This is a genomic window from Pseudomonas kurunegalensis, from assembly GCF_030291635.1.
Taxonomy (GTDB): Bacteria; Pseudomonadota; Gammaproteobacteria; order Pseudomonadales; family Pseudomonadaceae; genus Aquipseudomonas; species Aquipseudomonas monteilii.
The window spans coordinates 5,178,980-5,201,434 of sequence record NZ_CP127871.1 but is presented as its reverse complement, the minus strand read 5'-3'; the positions used below and the strand labels follow the sequence as shown (position 1 = coordinate 5,201,434).

The 22,455-nt window shown below is 63.5% G+C and carries 21 protein-coding genes; 12 read left to right on the top strand and 9 right to left on the bottom strand.

Annotated elements, in window-relative coordinates; genetic code table 11:
* Positions 1–109 precede the first annotated feature (109 nt).
* The 4 genes from QQ992_RS23780 to QQ992_RS23765 all read right to left on the bottom strand — a co-directional run bounded on the left by QQ992_RS23780 (position 110) and on the right by QQ992_RS23765 (position 4,768).
* A complete protein-coding gene (locus QQ992_RS23780) occupies positions 110–457 on the bottom strand; it encodes an HPF/RaiA family ribosome-associated protein (protein WP_105945688.1) in 348 nt (115 codons plus the stop codon).
* A gap of 178 nt (positions 458–635) precedes the next feature.
* Positions 636–2,960 carry a TonB-dependent Fe(3+) dicitrate receptor FecA gene (fecA, locus tag QQ992_RS23775; RefSeq protein WP_286111263.1) on the bottom strand — a complete coding sequence of 775 codons (2,325 nt, stop codon included), beginning with the start codon at positions 2,958–2,960 and terminating at the stop codon, positions 636–638.
* Between the two features lie 378 nt (positions 2,961–3,338).
* Positions 3,339–4,259 (bottom strand): FecR domain-containing protein, encoded by a 921-nt coding sequence (locus QQ992_RS23770; protein ID WP_286111262.1) that lies wholly within the window; start codon positions 4,257–4,259, stop codon positions 3,339–3,341.
* Positions 4,256–4,768 (bottom strand): sigma-70 family RNA polymerase sigma factor, encoded by a 513-nt coding sequence (locus QQ992_RS23765; protein ID WP_177410249.1) that lies wholly within the window; start codon positions 4,766–4,768, stop codon positions 4,256–4,258. Before QQ992_RS23765 ends, QQ992_RS23770 begins: the two co-directional genes overlap by 4 nt.
* A 139-nt stretch (positions 4,769–4,907) precedes the next feature.
* Here QQ992_RS23765 and QQ992_RS23760 point away from each other — a divergent pair, with 139 nt between their 5' ends.
* The 6 genes from QQ992_RS23760 to QQ992_RS23735 all read left to right on the top strand — a co-directional run bounded on the left by QQ992_RS23760 (position 4,908) and on the right by QQ992_RS23735 (position 11,194).
* Complete coding sequence (locus QQ992_RS23760; RefSeq protein WP_016713490.1) at positions 4,908–5,213, top strand: DUF3649 domain-containing protein; 306 nt, start codon at positions 4,908–4,910, stop codon at positions 5,211–5,213.
* Positions 5,210–6,784: a PepSY-associated TM helix domain-containing protein gene (locus QQ992_RS23755; protein ID WP_286111261.1), complete on the top strand. Its 1,575-nt coding sequence runs from the start codon at positions 5,210–5,212 to the stop codon at positions 6,782–6,784. The genes QQ992_RS23760 and QQ992_RS23755 overlap by 4 nt, the downstream gene beginning before the upstream one ends.
* Positions 6,784–7,110 carry a DUF3325 domain-containing protein gene (locus QQ992_RS23750; RefSeq protein WP_286111260.1) on the top strand — a complete coding sequence of 109 codons (327 nt, stop codon included), beginning with the start codon at positions 6,784–6,786 and terminating at the stop codon, positions 7,108–7,110. The genes QQ992_RS23755 and QQ992_RS23750 overlap by 1 nt, the downstream gene beginning before the upstream one ends.
* 4 nt (positions 7,111–7,114) lie before the next feature.
* Complete coding sequence (locus tag QQ992_RS23745) at positions 7,115–7,690, top strand: RNA polymerase sigma factor (RefSeq protein ID WP_060499754.1); 576 nt, start codon at positions 7,115–7,117, stop codon at positions 7,688–7,690.
* Positions 7,687–8,667, top strand: coding sequence for a FecR family protein (locus tag QQ992_RS23740; RefSeq protein WP_286111259.1), 981 nt, complete (start codon positions 7,687–7,689; stop codon positions 8,665–8,667). The genes QQ992_RS23745 and QQ992_RS23740 overlap by 4 nt, the downstream gene beginning before the upstream one ends.
* 136 nt (positions 8,668–8,803) lie before the next feature.
* On the top strand, positions 8,804–11,194 hold the full coding sequence (locus QQ992_RS23735) for a TonB-dependent siderophore receptor (RefSeq protein ID WP_286111258.1): 2,391 nt from the start codon (positions 8,804–8,806) through the stop codon (positions 11,192–11,194).
* Positions 11,195–11,222: 28 nt separating this feature from the next.
* Here the strand turns inward: QQ992_RS23735 and QQ992_RS23730 are convergent, their stop codons facing one another.
* Positions 11,223–12,098 (bottom strand): helix-turn-helix transcriptional regulator, encoded by an 876-nt coding sequence (locus QQ992_RS23730; protein ID WP_286111257.1) that lies wholly within the window; start codon positions 12,096–12,098, stop codon positions 11,223–11,225.
* Between the two features lie 185 nt (positions 12,099–12,283).
* Between QQ992_RS23730 and QQ992_RS23725 the strand changes: the two genes are divergently transcribed.
* Entirely contained in the window at positions 12,284–13,186 is a 903-nt protein-coding gene (locus QQ992_RS23725) for a DMT family transporter (protein WP_286111255.1), read from the top strand.
* Between the two features lie 72 nt (positions 13,187–13,258).
* Here QQ992_RS23725 and QQ992_RS23720 read toward each other — a convergent pair whose 3' ends face one another.
* Both QQ992_RS23720 and QQ992_RS23715 read right to left on the bottom strand, forming a co-directional pair.
* Positions 13,259–14,233 (bottom strand): 2-hydroxyacid dehydrogenase, encoded by a 975-nt coding sequence (locus QQ992_RS23720; protein WP_286111254.1) that lies wholly within the window; start codon positions 14,231–14,233, stop codon positions 13,259–13,261.
* A gap of 78 nt (positions 14,234–14,311) precedes the next feature.
* Positions 14,312–15,259 (bottom strand): LysR family transcriptional regulator, encoded by a 948-nt coding sequence (locus QQ992_RS23715; protein ID WP_016713499.1) that lies wholly within the window; start codon positions 15,257–15,259, stop codon positions 14,312–14,314.
* A gap of 191 nt (positions 15,260–15,450) precedes the next feature.
* Here QQ992_RS23715 and QQ992_RS23710 point away from each other — a divergent pair, with 191 nt between their 5' ends.
* Genes QQ992_RS23710 through QQ992_RS23695 form a run of 4 tightly spaced genes read left to right on the top strand, consistent with a single transcriptional unit; the run spans position 15,451 to position 20,215 of the window.
* Positions 15,451–16,980: an efflux transporter outer membrane subunit gene (locus tag QQ992_RS23710; RefSeq protein WP_286111253.1), complete on the top strand. Its 1,530-nt coding sequence runs from the start codon at positions 15,451–15,453 to the stop codon at positions 16,978–16,980.
* Positions 16,977–19,154 (top strand): FUSC family protein, encoded by a 2,178-nt coding sequence (locus QQ992_RS23705; protein WP_016713501.1) that lies wholly within the window; start codon positions 16,977–16,979, stop codon positions 19,152–19,154. Before QQ992_RS23710 ends, QQ992_RS23705 begins: the two co-directional genes overlap by 4 nt.
* Positions 19,144–19,344 (top strand): DUF1656 domain-containing protein, encoded by a 201-nt coding sequence (locus tag QQ992_RS23700; RefSeq protein ID WP_009685040.1) that lies wholly within the window; start codon positions 19,144–19,146, stop codon positions 19,342–19,344. The genes QQ992_RS23705 and QQ992_RS23700 overlap by 11 nt, the downstream gene beginning before the upstream one ends.
* Positions 19,345–19,354: 10 nt before the next feature.
* Entirely contained in the window at positions 19,355–20,215 is an 861-nt protein-coding gene (locus QQ992_RS23695) for an efflux RND transporter periplasmic adaptor subunit (protein WP_016713502.1), read from the top strand.
* 75 nt (positions 20,216–20,290) lie between these two features.
* Here the strand turns inward: QQ992_RS23695 and QQ992_RS23690 are convergent, their stop codons facing one another.
* Together QQ992_RS23690 and QQ992_RS23685 are read right to left on the bottom strand one after the other, a co-directional pair.
* Positions 20,291–20,455, bottom strand: a complete 165-nt coding sequence (locus QQ992_RS23690; protein WP_286111252.1) for an AbrB/MazE/SpoVT family DNA-binding domain-containing protein — start codon at positions 20,453–20,455, stop codon at positions 20,291–20,293.
* 384 nt (positions 20,456–20,839) lie between these two features.
* Complete coding sequence (locus QQ992_RS23685; RefSeq protein WP_286111251.1) at positions 20,840–21,289, bottom strand: universal stress protein; 450 nt, start codon at positions 21,287–21,289, stop codon at positions 20,840–20,842.
* Positions 21,290–21,549: 260 nt separating this feature from the next.
* Here QQ992_RS23685 and QQ992_RS23680 point away from each other — a divergent pair, with 260 nt between their 5' ends.
* The gene (locus QQ992_RS23680; protein WP_019098852.1) at positions 21,550–22,455 is read left to right on the top strand and encodes a LysR family transcriptional regulator; all 906 of its coding nucleotides are present in this window, start codon (positions 21,550–21,552) and stop codon (positions 22,453–22,455) included.

The window sequence follows — 22,455 nt, the reverse complement described above, 5'->3', positions numbered from 1 at the left end:
TGCAGCGAGTGAGTGCAGAGGTTGACCGACAAAACGGCGGGTTGGTTCAATTCCGTTGATCGCAAAAATAAAAACGCCCGGCTCTAGGCCGGGCGTTTTGCATTGCCGATCAGGCGTCTGGGTCACTCAGCTCCAGGGCGCCGCGCTTGCTGCGCAACTTGCCGTAGAAGTGTTCCAGCGCGTGGTTGAGCTTGGTGGCGGCACCGTCGACTGCCTGGTCCAGCGAAGTGGCGGTGTGGGTCACGGAAATCGGTTGGTGGCCTTTTGGGCGAGCCTCCATCTGGCAGCGTTTGTCATGCGGTCCGGGCTTGGCGCCGTTCTCGTCGCGCAGGTGAACCTCGATGCGGGTGAGGTCTTCTTCGTAACGTTCCAGCGAGTTCTGCAGTGTGCTGCGGACCCACTGATCGAGCCGGGCGTTGCCTTCGAAATGGTTGCTGCTGTTGACCTGGATTTGCATGATTCAATCCTTATTCAGCTTGCTCGCATGGAGGCGCGCCTAGGCCCTTGAGACCCTTGGAATTTCTGCGCCTCTTGACTCTAAGGTCAGGCAACTGCGGAATGAATTCAAGCCCTTTTTGAAAATAAATTTCTTGTTGCAAAAGGGGGCTACAAAGCGGCCCCCCATTTGCTACAGGTCAGAACTCCACCGACGTCTGCACATACAAAGTACGTGGTTCACCCACATACTTGCCCTTGTTGTTGTCATCGTAAGAACGCGTGTAGTACTCGCGGTTGAACAGGTTCTTCACCCCGACTGCCACCTTGAGGTTCGACAACTGCGGGCCAAAGTCGTACCCGGCACGGGTGCTGACCAGCATGTAGCCCGGAATGCGCCCGGTGCTGCCATCGGCGCTTTCGGTGCTGGTGTTGGCGTTGTCGGCGTACTGGCTGCTCTGGAAGCTGCCGTCCAGATTCAACTGCCACGGGCCCTCGGTGTAGCCCACGCCCAGGTTGCCCTTGTGGCGCGACGAGAACGGCACCTGGTTGCCTTTGTTCGGACCGTCCTCACGGATGGTGGCGTCGACGAACGCATAGCTGGCGTGCACGTCGAAGCCGGCCAAGGCCGGGCTCAGGCCGTCCAGCGCATAGCGGACGCTGGTCTCGATACCCTGGTGGCGGGTTTCACCACGGGCGATCACCGAGTCGTTGGTCTGGTTGCTTTCATACTGGTTGTCGAAGTTGATCAGGAACGCGCCGATCTCGGCCTGCAAGTCGCCGTTGTCGTAACGGGTACCCACTTCCCAGGTGCGCGCTTTTTCCGGTTTCACTTCGCCACTGCTGACCCGGTTGGGCATCTGGCTGTACTGCACGCTGCCGAACGAGCCTTCGGTGTTGGCGTAGAGGTTCCAGCTGTCGGTCAGGTGGTACATCACGTTCAGGGCTGGCAGTGCAGTGTTGTAGCTGCCTTGGTAGCGCTGGCCGTTGAGCTTGTTGCTCTGTTCGGAGTCGATCATCTCGTAGCGCACGCCCGGGGTGATGGTCCAGCGGCCGATGTCGATGCGGTCATCCAGGTAGATGGCGTGGGCTTCGGTGCTGCCACGGGTGTCGCGGTCGTTGCGGCTGGCGGTGGTGGGCAGGTTGCCGTTCACCGGCTCGCGGAAGCGCAGTTCGTGGCCGGCTTCGTTGACGTAGCGGTAGCCGATGCCCAGCTCGTGCCAGCTGTCACCCAGGGCCACGCCCTGCGAGAAGCGGGTTTCGATGCCACGCACCCAGTACTCGCGTGGCGACAGCGAGACGAAGCTGCCCTGGTCCAGGTAGCCGCTGCGCAGGGTTTTGGTGAAGAAGCTGTTGACGCTGAACTGGCGGTCGTCCTGCTTGTAGTCGTAGCCGAAGTTGAACAGGGTGCGGCGGCCCCAGAACTTGTCTTTCAGGCGCGTGGACTGGTACGGGTCGGCATCGAAATCGGCAGTGCTCAGGCCGCCGGGCATGTCCGCCTCGCCCTCGTAGTACTGGGCCATGGCGTGCAGGCTGTTGGCTTCGTCCAGTTGCAGCTTGCCCTTGAGGATCAGGTCGTCGATCTGCGTGTCGCTGTGTTCGCGCCAGTCCCCTCCACGGGTACCGGAGTACAGCAGGGCGCCGCCCAGGCCGTTGTCGTTGGTGCCACCGACCAACAGGTTGGCGCTGTTCTTGAAACCGTCGTGGCTGGAAGACGGGCTGATCTGGTTTTGCATGGCGGCCTTGAACGTGGCCTGTTCAGGGATCGCCCGGGTGACGAAGTTGACGATGCCGCCGACGTTCTGCGGGCCGTAGCGCACCGCGCCGCCACCGCGCACTACGTCCACGGCGTCCATGTTGCCCATGCTCAGCGGCGCCAGCGACAGCTGCGGCTGGCCGTACGGCGCGAAGGGCACCGGGATGCCATCCATCAGCACGGTCGAGCGCGATGCCAGGCGCGGGTTGAGGCCGCGGATGCCGAAGTTCAGCGCCAGGTCGTGGCTGCCGGTACCGTTGTTGTCGGGGGCGTTGACCCCGGGGATGCGGTTGAGCACTTCGCGGGCGGTGGTAGCGCCGTTGCGTTCGAATGCTTCGCGGCGCACGACGTCGCGGGCGCCGGGGTGCTCGAATACGTTGTCCTGCTGCGCCTCGGCCAGCCAGTCGCCGACCACGGTGGAGGCACCGAGCTCGACTGCGGCGCCGGCAGCAGGGGCTGCGACGGGCTGCAGGCTGAACGCGTTGTCGGTTTCCTGGCGTGCTTGCAAGCCGCTGCCGCGCAGCAGGGCGTCCAGCCCCTGGCGCGTGTCGTACTGGCCGTCCAGGCCTTGAGTGCTCATGCCTTGGGTCAGTTGCGAGCCGAACGAGATCAGTGCACCGCTTTCGCGGCCGAACTGGTTGAGGGCGTCTTCAAGCGAACCGGCGGCGATGTGGTAGCTGCGGGTTTCGGCATGAGCGGCGGGCATGGCCAGGCCGAGGGTGGTGGTGAGCAGCAGGGCGTGAACGAACGGGCTGGGGCGCAACGGCATGGGTCGGGTCCTGAGAGAGGGGTTCTGCCATGTCTGTCACGCGAGGTTGGGAAAATGGCTCAGTCAATTTGAATTTTTTTGCGGGGGTGTCCGGCATGACATTGTTATTGCCTGTGAGACCGAGCGCCGCCCGCGCGGCGCATCGCGAGCAAGCTCGCTCCTACATTTGTTTCGGGCCAATTATTCCTGTGATATTTACGCTCGAACGCCTTCGCGCATAGCTCGATATCGCGTCTTACAAACAAGGCGGTCGCGCGCGACTGTCACAGGCGTTACTGGCCCGAAACAAATGTAGGAGCGAGCTTGCTCGCGATGCGCCGCGCGGGCGGCGCTCGATTTACGCCCCCTGCAAAACCTGCGGCGGTCACCTGCTTGCCCTTACCCCACATCCACCGTTACCCAATAGCGGGTGAACCGCCGCACACGCACCGGCAATGCCACCTCCAGCATCTGCAGGATGCGCTCACTGTCATCCAGCGGATACGACCCGGAAATGCGCAAGTCGGCGACCCGCTCGCTGCACCCCAGCTGCCCATGGCGATAGCGCCCAAGTTCGGCAAGGAAGTCTGCCAGGCGCATCTGCGAGGCCACCAGCATGCCGTCGACCCAGGCGCCGACATTGCGGTCGAGTGCCGACACCGAGCGCCAGGCGCCGTTGAAGCGTGCCTGTTGCCCGGCCATGAGCGGCTGCCCGTCTGCGCTGGCCCCGCCTTCGAACACCGACACCAGGCTATACCCGTCGAACTGGCGTACGTTGAAGCGCCCGCTGTCCAGGTGCAATACACCCTCACCCGTACGTAGCCGCAACGGCCGTGCATCGCTGGCCACTTGCAGTGCCAGTTCGCCTTCGAACAGTTGCACCAACCGCTGCTGCCCGTCGAAACGCACATCGGCTGCGCTGCGGGTGTTGAGTTGCAGCACGCTGCCGTCGCCCAGTTGCATGCGTCGGCGCTGACCGACCGGGCTGCGGTAGTCGGCCATCATCCCGGGAAGGGGGTTGTGCTGTTGCAGGCCAAGCCCCGTGGCACTGGCCACACCGACCAGCAACAAGGCCTTGAGCGCCCGGCGTCGGGCAGGCGAATGCGGGGCTTGCAGCGTTGCGTGCACCACCGGCGACGACACCCCACGCAAGCGTTGGTTGACCTGTTGGATATGCGCCCAGGCCCGCTGGTGCTCCTGGTCAGCCTGCAGCCAGTGTTCGAATGCCGATTGCTGTGCCTGGCCGAAATCATCGCCTTGCGACTTGATCAACCAGTGCACGGCCTGCTCGGCCACTTGCGGGGAAAACGAGGCGTTCACAGGGCGAAGTAGCAGCGCATGGCCGCCTTGCTCAGGTAGCGCTTGACCGTGGCCAGTGAGATGCCCAGTTCCCGGGCGATTTCACCTTGGCCCATGCCATCGACCTGGGCCAGCAGGAAGGCGCGTTTGACCAATGGCGGCAGGTCGTCCAGCAGGCGATCGAGTTCCAGCAAAGTCTCGAAAATGATCGCCTTCTGCTCCTCGCACGGCGCGACCTCTTCCGGCACCTGTGCGAGCGCTTGCAGGTAGGCGCGCTCCAGTTCCTGGCGGCGGAAGTGGTTACACAATACGCGCTTGGCGACGGTGGCAAGAAACGCGCGCGGCTCCACCAGCTGGGGCGCCTCGCGCGCCTGGAGCAGGCGCATGTAGGTGTCCTGAGCCAGATCGGCGGCGCTGTGCGGGCAGCCCAGACGGCGACGCAACCAGCCGGTGAGCCAGTTGTGGTGTGCGTGGTAAAGGCCTTCGACCGTCGATGTAAGCGCGCTGGTCACCGTGATACTCCGGCGCATGACAGCGCAACTGGTAGTAAGAATTGTTCGCATTGTAGGGGTGGCCGTCTTTTTCGGCAATCGTCACCTGTCAGCAGGCTTTGCTTATGAGAATTGAAATCATTAGTATTGCAACCCCGAAAACGCCCGGACCTTCGCCATGACGCGCAAAACCGCCGGCCTCCCGCTCAGTTACCGGCTGGGCGTTGCCTCACGCAGCCTCGCCGCGCTGCTGGGCGGCTACTTGCTGGCGTCGATGGCCAGCGTCTGTATTGCCTTGGTGGCGCCGTTGCCCAAGGTCGATGCCACGCTCACCGGCCTGTTGCTGTCGTTCGTCTTCTACCTGCTGGCGTTCATCTGGTGCTTTGCCTGCCGCAACGCCTGGCGTGCCTGGCTGGGTGTACTGGCGCCAAGCCTGTTGTTGGGCATGATCAGCGGCGTCGCCTACTGGATGAAAAACCCATGAAAGAAGGCTTTCGCCAGGCGATGGCCTGGCTGCATACCTGGACCGGCCTGATCTTCGGCTGGCTGCTGTTCGCCATCTTCCTCACCGGCACGCTGTCGTATTTCAAGGAAGAAATCACCCACTGGGCGCAGCCCGAAGTGCGCAGCCATGCCCTGGATCCGCTCAACAGCCTGGGGGTGGCCCAACGTTACCTGCAGGACAATGCCGGGCATTCGGGCACCTGGTTCATTCGCATGCCCAACGCGCGCGAGACTGCCTTGAGCGTGGGCTACCGCGACCCCAACGGCGGGCCACGCGGGTTCGTGAGTAAAACCCTCGATACCCAGACCGGTCAGCCGGTTGAAGCGCGCGACAGCCGCGGTGGCGAGTTCTTCTACCGCTTCCACTTCCAGCTACAGATGCCGTACCCGTTCGGCCGATGGCTGTCGACCTTCTGCGCGTTCATCATGCTGTTGGGGCTGGTCACCGGCATCATCACCCATAAGAAGATCTTCAAGGAGTTCTTCACCTTCCGCCCCGGCAAGGGCCAGCGCTCCTGGCTGGACGGGCACAACGCGATCGGTGTGCTGGTGCTGCCATTTCACCTGATGATCAGCTACAGCAGCCTGGTGCTGTTCATGTACATGGTGATGCCGGCCGGCATCATGGCCAGCTATGGCAATGACACCGACAAGTACTTCAACGACCTGTTCGGCCGCGACGATGCGCCCAAGGCGGCCCATGTGGCTGCACCGCTGGTGCCGTTGCCCAGCCTGTATGCCCAGGTGCAGGCACTGCAACCCGGCGCGCGTATTGGCAATATCCAGGTGCAGAACCCGGGCGACAGCAATGCCCGCGTCACCTTCACGCAATCGTCTGCCGACCATGTGGCTTATCGGCGCAGCGCCAACTGGACCTTCGATGGCGCCAGTGGCGAGCTGCTGAGCCAGGGCAAGCCAGAGAGCGGGGCAATGATGACCGCCTTCAGTTTTGCCGGGCTGCACATGGGTAACTTCGCCGGGCCTTGGTTGCGCTGGCTGTACTTCTTCTTTGGTGTGGCCGGTACTGCGGTGATCGGCACCGGCCTGGTGATGTGGTTGGGCAAGCGCCAGCTCAAGCACGCCAAGAGCGAGCGCATACCGGGTGAGTTGCGCCTGGTCGAGGTACTCAATATCGCCAGCATGAGCGGCTTGCTGCTGGCGGTGGCGGGCTTCTTCTGGGCCAACCGCCTGGTCCCGATAGGCGTCGAAGGCCGGGGCGACTGGGAGGTCAATGCCTTCTTCATCGCCTGGGGCCTGTCGCTGGTGCATGCGGTACTGCGCAGCGGGCGCAGGGCTTGGGGCGAGCAACTGGCGTTGGGTGCGCTGGCCTTTGCCTTGCTGCCGCTGCTCAACGGCCTGAGTACCCACCGCGGGCTGAACCATTCGCTGCCGGAGGGTGACTGGGCCATGGCCGGCTTCGACCTGACTGCCCTGGCCACCGGGCTGTTCCTGGCCTGGCTGGCCGGCAAGATGCTGCGCAGCCCCAAGCCGGTTGCCAAGCGCCCACGCGCAGTAAAAAAGCCGGGCACTGAAACGGCGGAGGCGAGCTGATGCTGGGTAACGCACTGATCGCATTCGCAGGTTTTGTCGCCCTGTGCCTGGCCATGGAAAAACACTTCAGCGACCTGCTCGGGCGCAAGCCGCGCCCTGGGCAATTGCGGCTGTTACGGAGTGCTGGATGGCTGCTGCTGCTGTTGTCGCTGGTCCTCAGCGTGCACGCGCGTGGCTGGGCCCACGGCCTGGTGGAGTGGACGGCGGTGATGATGGCTGGGGTGACCTTGTGGGTGTTCGGCCTGCCTTACCAGCCGCGCCTGCTGCTGGGCCTGGCCGCCGCCAGCGTGGTGCTCGGCCCGTTGCTGGCCGTGTTTGCCGTGTGAAGCCGTGAGCGAGCAGGGGGACATCATCGAGCCCGACGCCGACAGTGCTGGCGGGCGTGCCCGTTTCGTCCAGGTGTTCCAGGCCCAACGGGCACGCATGGAAGCCCTGGTCAGCCGGCGCGTCGGCTGCCGCGCCACGGCATCGGACCTGGTTCAGGAGCTATTTCTGCGCTTCTGGCGGCGCCCCGAAGTGAAGGTCGAGGCGCTGGACACCTACCTGCTGCGATGCGCTGGTAATCTCGCCATCGACCACCTGCGCAGTGAAGGCAGCCGCGAGCGCGTGGCCGAAGCCGCGTTGCCGGTGGACGAAGTGGCCACGGCCCAGGCGCCAGAGCAGGCCCTGGAAGTGGACCACGACCTGCAACGCATCGAAGCCGCGTTGCGCGCCTTGCCCGAGCGCACCCGGCAGATCTTTTTGCTCAACCGCATTCACGGCTGCAAGTACGGCGAAATCGCCAAGGCCATGCAACTGTCCCAGAGTGCCGTGGAAAAGCATATGATGCGCGCCCTTGAAGCGTGCAAGGCCAGTGTTGCCGAGCCCGCGCCCATTCCACGCCGGCCAGGGAGCGCCCGTCGATGAGCAGCATGCCCCCCATTACCGAGGCGCAGTCCCAGGCCGCCCTGCAGTGGCTCAGCCACATCAACGAGCAGCCCGCGCAAGCCGAGGGGGCGGCGTTCAAGCGCTGGTTGCTGGCCGACCCTGCTCACCGCGCCGCCTACGAACAGGCTCAGTTGTTGTGGCAGAAAAGCGCCGCCCCGGCGCAGCGGTTGGCCGGCGAAGAACAGCAAGCCTTGCAACGTTACCTTGATGCCATGGCCAAGCCGCCGGTCCGTGCTCCATGGCGAAGTGTGGCGGCGCTGGCGATGGCGGCCTGCCTGGTGCTGGCCGTGGGTATTGCCGGTGGCTGGCACCCGGGCTACTGGTTGCAGGACCTGCAGGCTGACTACAGCAGTGCCGGGCAGATTCGCCAGGTGACCTTGGCTGACCAGTCGCAGGTCACGCTGGATGCCGGTAGCGCCATTGCGGTCGATTTCGCCAAGGGGGAGCGCCGTGTGCGGTTGCTGCATGGCGCGGCGTTTTTCCAGGTGACGCATACCGGCGAGCCGTTCCTGGTTGAAGCTGCCGGTGGCGAGGTACGGGTGCTGGGTACCCAGTTCGAAGTGCGCGAGCAGGGCGAGGGCGCCCAGGTGACAGTGCGCAGTGGGCGTGTGGGCGTTAGCCCCGCGCAGGGCGTTTTGGCGCGTGAGCTGACGGCCAACCAGCAGGTGGTCTACAGCGCCGGCAGGGTAGGCGACACCCAGGCGGTGGACAGTGACAACCGCCTGGCCTGGCGCCAGGGCTGGTTGAATTACTACCAGGTGCCACTGGCGCAGGTGGTGGAAGACCTCGGGCGCTATTACCCGGGGCGCATTCTGTTGCTGGATGGTGAACTGGGGCAGCGCAAGGTCAGCGGCAGTTTCCCGGTGGATGAACCGTTGCTGGCGCTGGATTCGCTGGGCAAGGTGATGGGCTTTTCGCGGCAGACCGTGCTGGGGCGGTTGACCCTGATTCGGTAGTTGCCTGTACTGGCCTCTTCGCGGGCACAGGCAAAATATTTTTCAAAAAGCGGGTGAGGTAACAGGACGTGGCATCCGTGTAATGAGTGGAAGTGCGATTCATTCGCAGTCATCACCCTCTCACAGGTCAGCGTCCATGAAGTTCTCTCCGCGTTGCGTCCCTCTCTGGTTCGGCCTTGCCATGCTCCCGGCCGTTGCTGTCGCTCCCCTGGCCAGTGCCGCCGAGCAACAGCAGACCTATGCCTTCGCCCAGCCGGCCCAGCCCCTGGCCCAGGCGCTCAACGCCTTCAGCCGCACCACCGGCCAGAGCGTGGTCTACACCCTGGAACTGCCGGGCGTGCAGGCGCCGGCACTGAACGGCCGATTCAGCGCCGAACAGGCCCTGCAACAGCTGCTGGGCAGCACCGGGTTGGCCTGGCGCCGCGTCGACGCACGTACCCTGACCCTCGAAACCGCAGACACTTCCGGCGCCCTCAACCTGCAGGCCACCACCGTGACCTCGCAAATGGACGTGTACAGCTATCAACCGCCGGCCACCGCCTCGATCATGCGCGGGCAAGGCCCGAACCAGGACATTCCCCAGGCTATCAACGTGGTGCCGGCCCAGGTCATCCGCGACCAGGCCCCGCGCAACCTCGACGATGCCCTTTACAACGTCAGTGGCATCACCCAGGGCAACAACTTCGGCGGCACCTCCGACACGGTGATGAAGCGCGGTTTTGGCGACAACCGCGACGGCTCGATCATGCGCGATGGCATGCCCATCGTGCAGGGCCGCAGCCTCAACGCCAGCACCGAGCGGGTCGAAGTGCTCAAGGGCCCGGCCTCGCTGCTGTACGGCATCCAGGACCCGGGCGGGGTGATCAACGTGGTCAGCAAGCGCCCGCAGTTGCAGCAGTACAACGCCCTGACCGTGCGTGGCTCCACCTACGGCAGCGGCAAGAACGGCAGTGGCGGCGGGTTCGACAGCACCGGCGCGCTGGGTGACAGCAACTTCGCCTACCGCCTGATCGTCGACCACGAAGACGAAGACTACTGGCGCAACTACGGCGTGCACCGCGAGTCATTGGTAGCGCCGTCGCTGGCCTGGCTAGGCGAAGACACCCAGGTGGTGCTGGCCTACGAGCACCGCGAATTTCTCTCTCCGTTCGACCGCGGCACCGCGTTCGGCAACAACGGCCACCCGCTGAACATCCCCGCCACGCGGCGCCTCGACGAGCCGTTCAACGACATGGAAGGGCGGTCTGACCTGTACCGCCTGGAAGTCGACCACCAACTGGCCGATGACTGGAAGCTGCACTTTGGCTACAGCTTCAACCGCGAGACCTACGATGCCAGCCAGGTACGCGTGACGGGTGTGAATGAAGAGACCGGCACACTGTCGCGAAGCATCGATGGTACCCACAACGCCATGAGCCGTGACCAGTTCGCCACCTTGAGCCTGGCGGGCAACGTGGAGTTGGCCGGTATGCAGCACGACCTGCTGTTCGGCGTCGACCATGAAGACCGCAAGATTTATCGCGGTGACCTGATCCGCCAGACTGCGCAATCCACGTTCAGCTATGTAAACCCGGTGTACGGCCAGGAAGTGGAAGGCACCAGCGTAGGTGCCAAAGAGAGTGACCAGACCGACAAGCTGCGCACCGACGCACTGTTCGTGCAGGATGCGCTGCACCTGGATGAGCACTGGATCCTTGTGGCGGGTGCCCGCTTCCAGCAGTTCGACCAGTACGCCGGGCGCGGCCGCCCGTTCCATGTCAACACCGACATCAGTGGCCAGGCTTGGGTACCGCATGCCGGAATCGTCTACAAGGTTGACGACCAACTGTCGTTCTATGGCAGCTACAGCGAGTCGTTCAAGCCCAACTCCAGCATCGCGCCGTTGACCGGCAATGTTGTGCTCGACTCGTCGGTGGCACCGGAAGAAGGCAAGTCATGGGAGTTGGGGGCCAAGCTCGACATGCCGGGCCGTGTCACGGGCACCCTGGCACTGTTCGACATCACCAAGCGCAATGTGCTGGTTTCCAACTTTGATGCCACCACCAAAGAGACGGTGTACAGCAACGCCGGCGAGGTCAGCTCGCGTGGCGTGGAGCTCGACCTGACGGGGCAGCTGAGCGAGCACTGGAGCCTGATTGGCAGCTACGCCTACACGGACGCCAAGGTCACCAAGGACCCGGACCTGCAAGGCAACCGCTTGCAGAACGTGGCCAAGCACAGCGGTTCGTTGTCGGCCGTGTACGACTTCGGCAGCCTGTTCGGTGGCGACAAGCTGCGGCTAGGTGCAGGTGCGCGTTATGTGGGGGAGCGGGCGGGCAACTCGACCAACACCTTCGATTTGCCGTCTTACACTGTGGCGGATGCGTTTGCCAGCTACGAGACCAAGCTGGATGAGCACAACGTGCGCTTGCAGCTGAATGTTAAGAACCTGTTCGACAAGGTTTACTACAGCTCGGCGGTGAACCAGTACTTTGTGGCGATTGGGGATGCGCGGCAGGTGAGTTTGTCGAGTACCTTTGAGTTCTAAGTAATTGGGGCCGCATAGCGGCCCCAATTCACAGGTTGAAGGCCGAACGGTACTCTCCCGGCGTTGAGCCAATAGCCTGTCTGAACCGGTTGCTGAAATGGCTGGCACTGGCAAACCCGCACATCAAGGCAATTTCCCCCAGCGGCATTTCCCCCAGCCGCAACAGCCCACAAGCCCGGTGCAGCCGCCGGGCCAGCAGGTACTGGTGCGGCGGTAGCCCGAAACTGCTGCGGAACATGCGCGCGAAGTGGTATTCGGACAGGTTGCAGCGCAAGGCCAGTTCACCCAGGGTAATTGGCTGATCCAGGTGTGCTTCGATGTACTCGACCATCTGCCGGCGCAGGTTTGGCGCCAGCCCGCCCTTCAGGCGCAGGCCTTGGCGCAGCCCGACCTGGCTGAGCAGCGCATGGTCGACAATCTCGTGCGCCAGGCTGCTGGCCAGCAGGCGCTCGCCGGGCTCGTCCCAGTCCAGAGTAATCAGTTGGCGAAAGCGCGCAGCCTGTTGCGGGTCGTCGAGAAAGGTCGCTTCCTGCAACTGCAGCTCACGCGGTTCCCGGTCGAGCAGGCGCACGCAGCCCAAGGCGAATTGCGCCTCGCTGACGTACAGGTGCGCCAGGCGGATTGCACCATTGACCACCCAGTTCGATTCCTGCCCGGCCGGCATCACGCACAGCTTGCCCGGCGCGCCCTTGTCGGCCGGGCGCTGGCGGCGGAAGGTGCCGGTGCCGTCGGCGATGTAGCACGACAGGGTGTGATGGGTCGGTGCCTGATAATCGCGGGCATCATCCCGGTTGCTCCACAACGCCGCCGCCAGCCCATCGCCCAGGTGCGCGCTCAGCTCCAGCCGGGCGTGGGGCGAGGCGTGCATGGCGTTGAACACTTGCAGCTGGGTGAGTGGGGTCATGGGCGAGTCCTCTTGCCAGCCATCCTACTGCGGCTGTGGTCGAGTGACATCTACCGGGGCAAGAAAAGCGCAAGTTTGTGCAAGCAGGCAAACGCTGATCGGAAGAACACTGGCGATCCCTGTAGGAGCGGGCTTGCCCGCGAAGCGCCGGGCACCGATCTTGAAAGGCCCAAGGAACCACCGCCATGAACCTGTCACTGTACCTGCTCACCGTCCTGATCTGGGGTACCACCTGGATCGCCCTGAAACTCCAGTTGGGTGTGGTCGCCATCCCGGTTTCGATCGTTTACCGCTTCGCCTTGGCCGGGCTTATCCTGTTCGCCTTCCTGCTGCTCACCCGCCGCCTGCAACCCATGAACCGCCGTGGCCACCAGATCTGCCTGGCTCAGGGCTTGTGCCTGTTTTGCGTCAATTTCATCTGCTTCCTCAGTGCCAGCCAGTGGGTCGCCAGTGGCTTGATCGCTGTGGTGTTTTCCACCGCTACCCTGTGGAACGCCCTTAATGCGCGGATCTTCTTTGGTCATAAAATCGCCAGTAACGTATTTGGTGGCGGCGCCTTGGGCTTGCTCGGCCTGGGCCTGCTGTTCTGGCCCGAGCTGTCGCACCACAGCGCCAGCCGCGAGACCTTGTACGGCCTCGGCCTGGCCTTGCTCGGCACGCTGTGCTTCTCGGCAGGCAACATGCTGTCGAGCATGCAGCAGAAGGCCGGGCTCAAACCCATGACTACCAACGCCTGGGGCATGGTCTACGGGGCGGCGATGCTGGCGGTGTTCTGTGTGGTCAGCGGCGTGCCGTTCAGCATGGAGTGGAATGTGCGCTACATCGGCTCGTTGCTGTATTTGGTGGTGCCGGGGTCGGTGATTGCCTTTACTGCCTACCTGACCTTGGTCGGACGCATGGGGCCGGAACGGGCGGCCTATTGCACGGTGCTGTTCCCGTTGGTGGCGTTGAATGTGTCGGCGGTGGCCGAGGGGTATCAGTGGACTGCGCCGGCTTTGTTGGGGCTGGTGGCGGTGATGGCGGGGAATGTGCTGGTGTTTCGCAAGCCCAAGGCTCGGGTGGCTGAGAAAATTGTGCTGGCCAAGTAGGTAATGTGCTGCCTGCACCGGCCCTTTCGCGGGTGAACCCGCGAAAGGGCCGGTGCAGGCAACGAATATCTGTCAGCCTTTCCACACCTGCGGATTCACCAGATCCCGCGGCCGCTCACCCAGCAGTGCCGCACGCAGGTTGTCCATCGCCCGGTTGGCCATGGCCTCACGGGTTTCGGCAGTGGCCGAACCAATGTGCGGCAAGGTCAGCGCGTTCGGCAGCTTGAACAATGGCGAATCGCTCAGTGGCTCCTTCTCGTACACATCCAGCCCGGCGCCACGAATGGTGCCGTTCTGCAGCGCTTCGATCAGTGCCGCTTCGTCCACCACCGGCCCACGCGCGATGTTGATCAGGAAGGCGTTCGGCTTCATCAGCTTCAGCTCTCGCGCACCGATCAACTTGCGGGTGGCCTCGGACAACGGCACCACGATCACGACGAAGTCCGCTTCTGCCAGCAACTGCTCCAGGCTGCGGAACTGCGCCCCCAGCTCTTGCTCCAGCGCGTTTTTACGGCTGTTGCCCGCGTAGATGACCGACATGTTGAAGCCAAAGCGACCACGACGGGCAACGGCTGCGCCGATGTTGCCCATGCCAACGATACCCAGTGTCTTGCCATGTACATCGCTGCCAAAGTGCGCCGGGCCTACGGTGGCCTGCCAGTTGCCGGCCTTGGTCCAGGCATCCAGTTCGGCGGTGCGGCGGGCGCAGCCCATGATCAGCGAGAAGCCCAAGTCGGCGGTGCTTTCGGTCAGCACATCCGGGGTATTGGTCAGGGCGATGCCGCGTTCGTTGAAGTAGTCCAGGTCGTAGTTGTCGTAGCCGACCGACACGCTGGACACCACCTCCAGCTTGCCTGCGCCTTCAAGCTGGGCGCGGCCGAGCTTGCGGCCAACGCCGATCAGGCCATGGGCCTCGGGCAGGGCTTCGTTGAACTGGGCATTGATGTCGCCGAGTTTGGGGTTCGGCAAAATCACGTTGAAGTCTTGCTGCAGGCGCTCGGCCATGGCCGGGGTGATACGGCTGAAGGCCAGGACGGTCTTTTTCATCGGGCAACTTCTCTGCAAGGCGGTGGTAGATATTGGTTAGCAACCTACCATTGTCCACCCCCGCCATGCAGCAGCTTTTTAGTTGGCGATCAGCACCTGATGGGTTTTCAGGTCCGCCTCATGGGCGGCGAGAATCTCCGGCAGCGAGTTGCGCAGGTACTCGACCCAAGTCTTGATCTTGGCATCCAGGTACTGCCGCGACGGGTAGATGGCGTACAGGTTCAGCTCCTGCAGGCGGTACTCGGGCAGCACCCGTACCAGGCTGCCATCACGCAGGCCGTCGATGGCCGAGTAGATCGGCAGCACGCCCACGCCCATACCGCTGCGGATCGCGGTCTTCATGGCGTCGGCGGTGTTCACCATGAACGGCGAGCTGGTGATGTTGACCATCTCCTGGCCTTCCGGCCCGTCGAACAGCCACTTTTCCAGGGGGATCACCGGGCTGACCATGCGCAGGCAGGCGTGCTTGAGCAGGTCAGCGGGCTTTTGCGCACTGCCGTGGCGGGCGATATAGCCGGGCGAAGCGCAGACGATGCTGTAGGTGATGCCCAGGCGTTGGGACACGAACCCCGAGTCGGGCAGTTCGGTGGCCAGCACGATGGACACGTCGTAGCCTTCGTCGAGCAGGTCGGGTACGCGGTTGGCCATGGTCAGGTCGAAGGTCACGTCCGGGTGCGATTCGCGGTAGCGGGCGATGGCATCGACCACGAAGTGCTGGCCCACCCCGGTCATCGAGTGCACCTTCAGCTGCCCTGCGGGGCGCGCATGGGCGTCACTGGCCTCGGCCTCGGCTTCTTCCACATAGGTAAGAATCTGTTCGCAACGCATCAGGTAGCGCTTGCCGGCCTCGGTCAACGCAATGCGGCGGGTGGTACGGTTGAGCAGCCTTGTTTGCAGATGGGCTTCCAGGTTGGAGACCGCCCGCGACACGTTCGCGGTGGTCGTATCCAGTTGCGCCGCGGCAGCGGTAAAGCTGCCTAGCTGGGCTACGCAACTGAAAGCACGCATGTTTTGCAGGGTGTCCATGGGTCACTCTCGATGTAGAGGACAAAATTGTGTCACGAAGTAACGATAAAAAGCTGAAAAGTTGCCTTCGACCAAAGGCGGATTATCGCTGTTTTGGTAACAAAGATTCGCAGGAATCTGCGCTTATCGCCAGTGCTGCCGCCCCCTAGAATTGCCCGGCCCCTTCACCTCTTCCTCGGGAAATCGCAGCTGTGCCGCGTCGCATCATCAGAACGCTCAATGCGTTCAGTGCCTGTGCCCTTGCCCTCACCTTGAGTGGCTGTATCGGAACCTGGGGCATCGCCCCGCAAAGCAAGACGCTGCAAGCCAATACCTTGACCACCGACGCGGCCATACGCGAAGCCGCGACCGATGCCCACTGGCCCGACCAGCAGTGGTGGCACGCCTATGGCGACCCCCAGCTGGACCGCTGGGTGGCCCTGGCCGTGGCCGGCAGCCCAAGCCTGGCCATGGCTGCCGCGCGGGTGCGCGAAGCCAAGGCCATGGCGGGTGTGGTCGAGTCGGCAGAAAAACTGCAGGTCAATGGCCAGGCCACGCTCAAGCGCCACAACTGGCCTGAAGACCAGTTCTACGGCCCTGGCGCGCTGTCTGGCGCCAACACCTGGGACAACAACGCCGCCTTCGGTTTCAGCTACGCCCTCGACCTGTGGGGCCGCGAACGCAATGCCAGCGAGCAGGCGGTGGACCAGGCGCACATGAGCGTGGCCGAAGCCCGCCAGGCGCAGCTGGAACTGCAGAACAACGTGGTGCGTGCCTATATCCAGCTGAGCCTGCACTTTGCCCAGCGCGATATCGTCAAGGCCGAACTGGAGCAGCAAGAGCAGATCCTGGCCTTGGCCAAGCGCCGCCTGGACGCGGGCATCGGCACCCATTTCGAAGTCAGTCAGGCCGAAGCGCCGCTGCCGGAAACCCACCGCCAGCTCGACAGCCTCAACGAAGAAATCGCCCTGACCCGTAACCAACTGGCCGCGCTGGCCGGCAAGGGGCCGGGGGAGGGTGCACAGTTGCAGCGCCCGACCTTGGCCCTGGCTGCGCCACTGAAACTGCCCTCCAACCTGCCTGCCCAACTGGTCGGCCAGCGCCCTGACGTGGTTGCCAGCCGCTGGCAGGTGGCCGCGCAGGCGCGTGGCATCGACGTTGCTTATGCCGGCTTCTTCCCCAACGTCGACCTGGTCGGCAGCCTGGGCTTCATGGCCACCGGCGGTGGCCCGCTGGAGTTCCTCACCGGGCGCAAGTTCAACTACAACGTCGGCCCGGCCATCAGCCTGCCGATCTTCGACGGTGGCCGCCTGCGCTCGGAGCTGGGCGTGGCCTCGGCGGGCTATGACGTGGCGGTGGCGCGTTACAACCAGACTGTGGTGGGCGCACTGAAGAACATCTCCGACCAACTGATCCGCCGCGAGTCGATGAAAGAACAGTCGCACTTCGCCGCCGAGTCCGTCGCCGCCGCGCAGAAAACCTACGACATCGCCATGATCGCCTTCCAGCGTGGCCTTACCGATTACCTGAACGTGCTGAATGCGCAAACCTTGCTGTTCCGCCAGCAGCAGGTGCAACAGCAGGTGCAGGCCGCCCGCCTGATCGCCCATGCCGAACTGGTCACTGCGCTGGGTGGCGGCCTGCAGGCCGGCCAGGATGTGCCGAAAGAGGAACGCCAGGCCGCGCCGGCCACCCCGGCCACCCTGGCCATTTTCGACAAGAAGCCGGATAACGCCGAATGAGCACTTCCAGTTTGCCCGTGCGCTGGCTGCAAAGCCTGGAATGGCGCCGGGGCTTCTTTGCCTGGGCGCGCACCGACGGTGTGACCTGGGTGTACATCTTCAAGGTGCTGGCTGCCGCGTTCATCACCCTGTGGCTGGCCATGCGCCTGGAGCTGCCGCAACCGCGCACGGCCATGATCACGGTGTTCATCGTCATGCAGCCGCAAAGCGGGCATGTGTTCGCCAAGAGCTTCTACCGGGTGCTCGGCACCCTGGCCGGCTCGGCGATGATGGTGGCGCTGATCGCCATCTTCCCGCAAAACACCGAGCTGTTTCTGCCTAGCCTGGCCCTGTGGGTGGGCCTGTGCTCGGCTGGCGCCATGCGCTACCGCACCTTCCGCGCTTATGGCTTCGTGCTGGCGGGCTACACCGCTGCGATGATCGGCCTGCCGGTGTTGCAGCACCCCGACCAGGCATTCATGGCGGCGGTATGGCGGGTGCTGGAAATTGCCTTGGGCATTCTGGTATCGACCTTCGTCAGTGCCGCGATCCTGCCGCAGTCGGCCAGTGCGGCCATGCGCAACGCCCTGTATCAGCGCTTTGGCGTATTCGCCGGGGTGGTGGTGGAGGCCCTGCGCGGTGACAGCCAGAAAGACCGTTTCGAAAGCAGCAACGTGCGCTTTGTCGCCGAGGCCGTGGGCCTTGAGAGCCTGCGCAACGTCACTGCCTTCGAAGACCCGCACATGCGCCGCCGCAGTGGCCGGCTGGTGCGCATGAACAGCGAGTTCATGGCCATCACCACACGTTTCAATGCCCTGCACCGTTTGCTCGAACGCCTGCGTGCTCGTGGCCCCCTGCAGATCGTCAGTGCCATCGAACCGGGCCTGAACACCTTGGTGGAGCTGTTACAGCCTTACGTGGGCCGGGCGTTGACCGATGCCGATGCACTGCGCCTGACCCTGGAGCTGGCCGCCTACAAGGAAGGCCTGCAAGCCCAGGTACGCGGGCTGCGAGCCGAGTACCTGGCGACCGAGCCCAGCGAGGCCGACCTGCTCGACTTCCATACGGCGTTCGAGCTGCTGTACCGCTTTGTCGACGAAATGTTCAGTTATGCTGAAACCCACGCTTCGTTGGCGGCGCACAGGCACGAGCGTGAACAGTGGGACGAGCCCTATGTGGCGCAGACCAGCTGGCTGGTGTCGTTGGCCGCCGGCGTGCGTGCCTCGGCGGTGCTGTTGCTGCTGGGCAGTTACTGGCTGCTCAGCGACTGGCCCAGCGGCGCCATGATGACCTTGATCGCCACCGTCACCGTGGGCCTTTCGGCGGCCTCGCCCAACCCCAAACGCATGTCGTTCCAGATGGCTTGCGGCACGGCTATCGGCGCTTTTGTCGGCTTCTTCGAAACCTTCTTCGTGTTCCCCTGGATCGACGGTTTCCCGCTGCTGTGCATGGTGCTGGCGCCGGTGTTCGTGCTCGGCGCGTTCCTTGCCTCGCGCCCGGCGTACGCCGGTTATGGCCTGGGCCTGCTGGTGTTCTTCGCCATCGGTTCGGTGCCGAACAACCTGACGGTGTATGACCCTTACACGTTCATCAACGACTACATCGGCATGGTCATCGGCATGTTCGTCTGCGCTGCTGCTGGCGCGATCATCCTGCCGCCCAACAGCCGCTGGCTGTGGAGCCGGCTGGAGCAGGAACTGCGTGAGCAAGTGCTGTTCGCCATCAGCGGCCGCCTGCGCGGCCTGGGGTCGGCCTTCGAAAGCCGCACCCGCGACCTGTTGCACCAGGCCTATGGTCTGGCGGCCGGCAAGCCGCAGGTGCAAAGCCAGCTGATGGGGTGGATGTTCACCGTGCTGGAAATCGGTCACGCCGTCATCGAGCTGCGCAAAGAGCAGGCCCGTGCGCCGGTGCACCCGGCCTACGCCGAGTCACAACCGTGGCGCCAGGCCATCCGCGTGATGGGCCGCGCGCTGGCAAGGCTGTTCTTGCAGCCCAGCGCCAGCAACCACGAACGCGCACTGGTGGCGGTGGACCACGCCATCGCCCGCGTGCAAGCCACCGACGAGCCATTCGCCCGGCACTTCGATACCTCGGTGCTGCGCCGTGCGCAAAGCTACCTGCATTTCATCCGTTCTTCCCTGCTTGACCCACAGTCGCCACTGGCACCGGCGAAAGGACTGCACCATGCCCCGTGAAATCGCCTTCCATGGCGTGTACATGCCCACCATGACCTTGATGTTCCTGTTCGCCCTGGGCCTGGCCTGGGGCCTGGACCGGTTCATCGCCAGCCATGATGGCTACCGCTTCTTCTGGCACCCGGCGCTGCTGCGTCTGAGCCTGTTCGTCTGCCTGTTCGGCGCCATGGCGCTTACTGTCTACTGGTGAGAATCCTTCGATGAAAAAGTTCTTCAGCCTGATCGCCACCCTGCTGGTGCTGGTCGCTGCCGTGGCCATCGGTCGCCAGTTGTGGCTGCACTACATGACCACGCCCTGGACCCGCGACGGCCGCGTGCGTGCCGATATCATCAACGTCGCCGCCGACGTGCCTGGCTATGTGGTGGACGTCCCGGTCAAGGACAACCAGCGGGTGAAGAAGGGCGACCTGCTGATCCAGATCGACCCCGAGCATTACCAACTGGCGGTCGACCAGGCCAAGGCACTGGTCGCCTCGCGCAAGGCGACCTGGGAAATGCGCAAGGTCAACGCCAAGCGCCGGGCCGACATGGACAACCTGGTGATCTCCAAAGAAAACCGCGACGACGCCAGCAACATCGCCAACTCCGCCCAGGCCGATTACCAGCAGGCGCTGGCTGAACTGGCTGCCGCCGAACTGAACCTCAAGCGCACCCACATTGTGGCCACGGTGGACGGTTATGTGACCAACCTGAATATTCACAAGGGCGACTATGCGCGTACCGGTGAAGCGGTGATGGCGGTGGTCGACGAGAACTCGTTCTGGGTGTACGGGTTCTTCGAAGAGACCAAGTTGCCACACGTGAAAGTGGGCGACCAGGCCGAGCTGCAGATGATGAGCGGCGAGCGCATCAAGGGCCATGTGGAGAGCATCGCCCGCGGCATCTACGACCGCGACAACCCGCAAAGCCGTGAGCTGATTGCCGATGTAAACCCGACGTTCAACTGGGTGCGGCTGGCGCAGCGCGTGCCTGTGCGGATTCACATTGATGAAGTGCCGGAAGGGTTTTTGCTTGCGGCGGGGACGACCTGTACGGTGGTGGTGAAGCCGAGCGAGGGGTGACAATAGACTGTGGCCTCATCCTGGGACCGACAGTGATGAGGCCACTACAGGGAAGGTAACGAGTGCTTAGCGTTATCAGGTGCCGTCTGGTAAGAGTCTTGCCTGAAGATCGACCTCAGCATCACCAACAAGCTCGTCAATTTTCTTAATCAATTCTTCATCAACCAATCTGAGGCATTCGGGATGGGTGGCTATTGTCAGATCTAGCCAATCCAAGATGTTTTTGACATCTGTGTCCATACTCAGCGCTCCGGTTGGGCAAGGCGATTCTTACCCAGTTTGACTGCTTATCTCGTCAAGGAACAACGCAAGAGGTGGCCGACCTTCAAATTTGGGAAACGGACTACGAAGGGGGCAGGGCTGTGAGTGCCTTTCTTGACCAGTTTGTCGTTTATGCGGCCTAGCGCCGCCCGACCACCTTTACACTTCGCTAGATATCGTGTCGTACAGACAAGGCGGTCACACGTTCTTCAGATGAATCTGTCCCGAAACAAATGTAGGGGCGAGCTTGCTCGCGATGCGCCGCGCGGGCGGCGCTCGATCTCCTAGGCGCTATAAAAATCATGGCGAGCACCTGCACGAGCAAATGTGCCTCAGAGACGAACGCTCAATCATCTGTGATTTCTAACCCGTCGCCTCTACCAACACCGGAACCTTCACCCGATCAATCACCTTCGCGCTGATCGACGGATCCAGCATCCGCCCCAGCCGCGACAGGTGGCGGTGGCCCATGATGATCAGTTCGCAGCTCAATTCCTGCGCCTTGGCCACGATCACTTCGACCGGTTGCCCGGCCACCATGCAGCCCTGGCTGGCGAAGCCGGCTTGCTGCAACTCGCGCACGGCCTCAGCAACGGCGTGGTCGGCATGTTGCTGTTCTTCGCAGGCGGCGGGGTATTCCTCCAGTTCTTCAGCGGTGTAGGGCGCGGGTTGGTCGTGGACAGCGAAGGTGGAGTCGATGGCCAGCAGCACGTGCAGTTCGTGTTCGACGGGGCGGCAGTAGCGGCGGGCGAGGGTGAGCAGGGCGCTGGAAGCGGGGGAGGCGTCGATGGCGATCAGGACTGGGGAGGGCATGCTGGATCCTTGGCTGATGTGTCTACAGGATCGGCCTCTTCGCGGGCGCGCCCGTTCCCACAGGTACCGCACAAGCCTAGGCATTGTGAGGGACCTGTGGGAACGGGCGTGCCCGCGAAGAGGCCGGGCCTGCCAATGCTGCATTTAAGGCCGAACACGACCATCGAATAAATGCCCCACCACGCAAGAGCGCATTGCGTCTGGTGCAATCCACCAACCTGCTACCATCGCCATTCCCACAGCTGCCACGGAAAACGGCCATGCAACTCCCGGACATGAACCTGCTCGTCGCCCTCGACGCCCTGCTCGACGAGGGCAGCGTGGTCGGCGCAGCACAGCGCATGAACCTGAGCCCGGCGGCCATGAGCCGAACCCTGGGGCGCATTCGCGAGGCCATGGGCGACCCGATTCTTGTGCGTGCCGGCCGTGGCCTGGTACCGACGCCACGGGCGTTGGCCCTGCGCGAACAGGTGCATGGGTTGGTGGAGCAGGCCGGGCAGGTGTTCCGCAGCCGAGACGATGTCGATCTGGTTAACCTGGACCGTGCCTTCAATATCCGCACCAATGATTTGTTCATCGCCTTGTACGGCGCCCAACTGCTGCGCATGATGCTGGCCCAGGCACCGCGTACGGTGTTGCGGTTCGTCCCGGAGGGCAGTGGCGATGATGATGCGGTGCTGCGCAATGGGCACATCGACCTGATCATCAGCTCGGCCGTCGAGCTGGGCCCGGAAATCAAGGTTCAGAGCCTGTTCAACACCTATTTCGTGGGCCTGGCGCGCGTAGGGCATCCGATCTTCGACGCCCCTATCACCCCTGAGCGCTTCGCCGCCTACCCGCAGATCAGCGTATCCCGGCGTGGCCGCGCCAATGGGCCGATCGATGTGGCGCTGGCCAACCACAAGGTGGAGCGTCGGGTAGCGCTGATCACCACCAGCTTCCACTCGGCCATGTTTTCGTTGCCCGACTCAGACCTGATCCTGCCGATACCGGCCAATATCCTCAACAGTGTGCAGCGCCTGAAGTTGCCACTGCGCTCGTTCGAGATCCCGGTGCCGTTGGAAAAGGTCAATGTGAAGCAGGCATGGCACCCGCGGTTCGACAACGATCCCGCGCATCGTTGGCTGCGCCAGACGTTGAAAGCATGCGGCAGTATTGATCCGTGA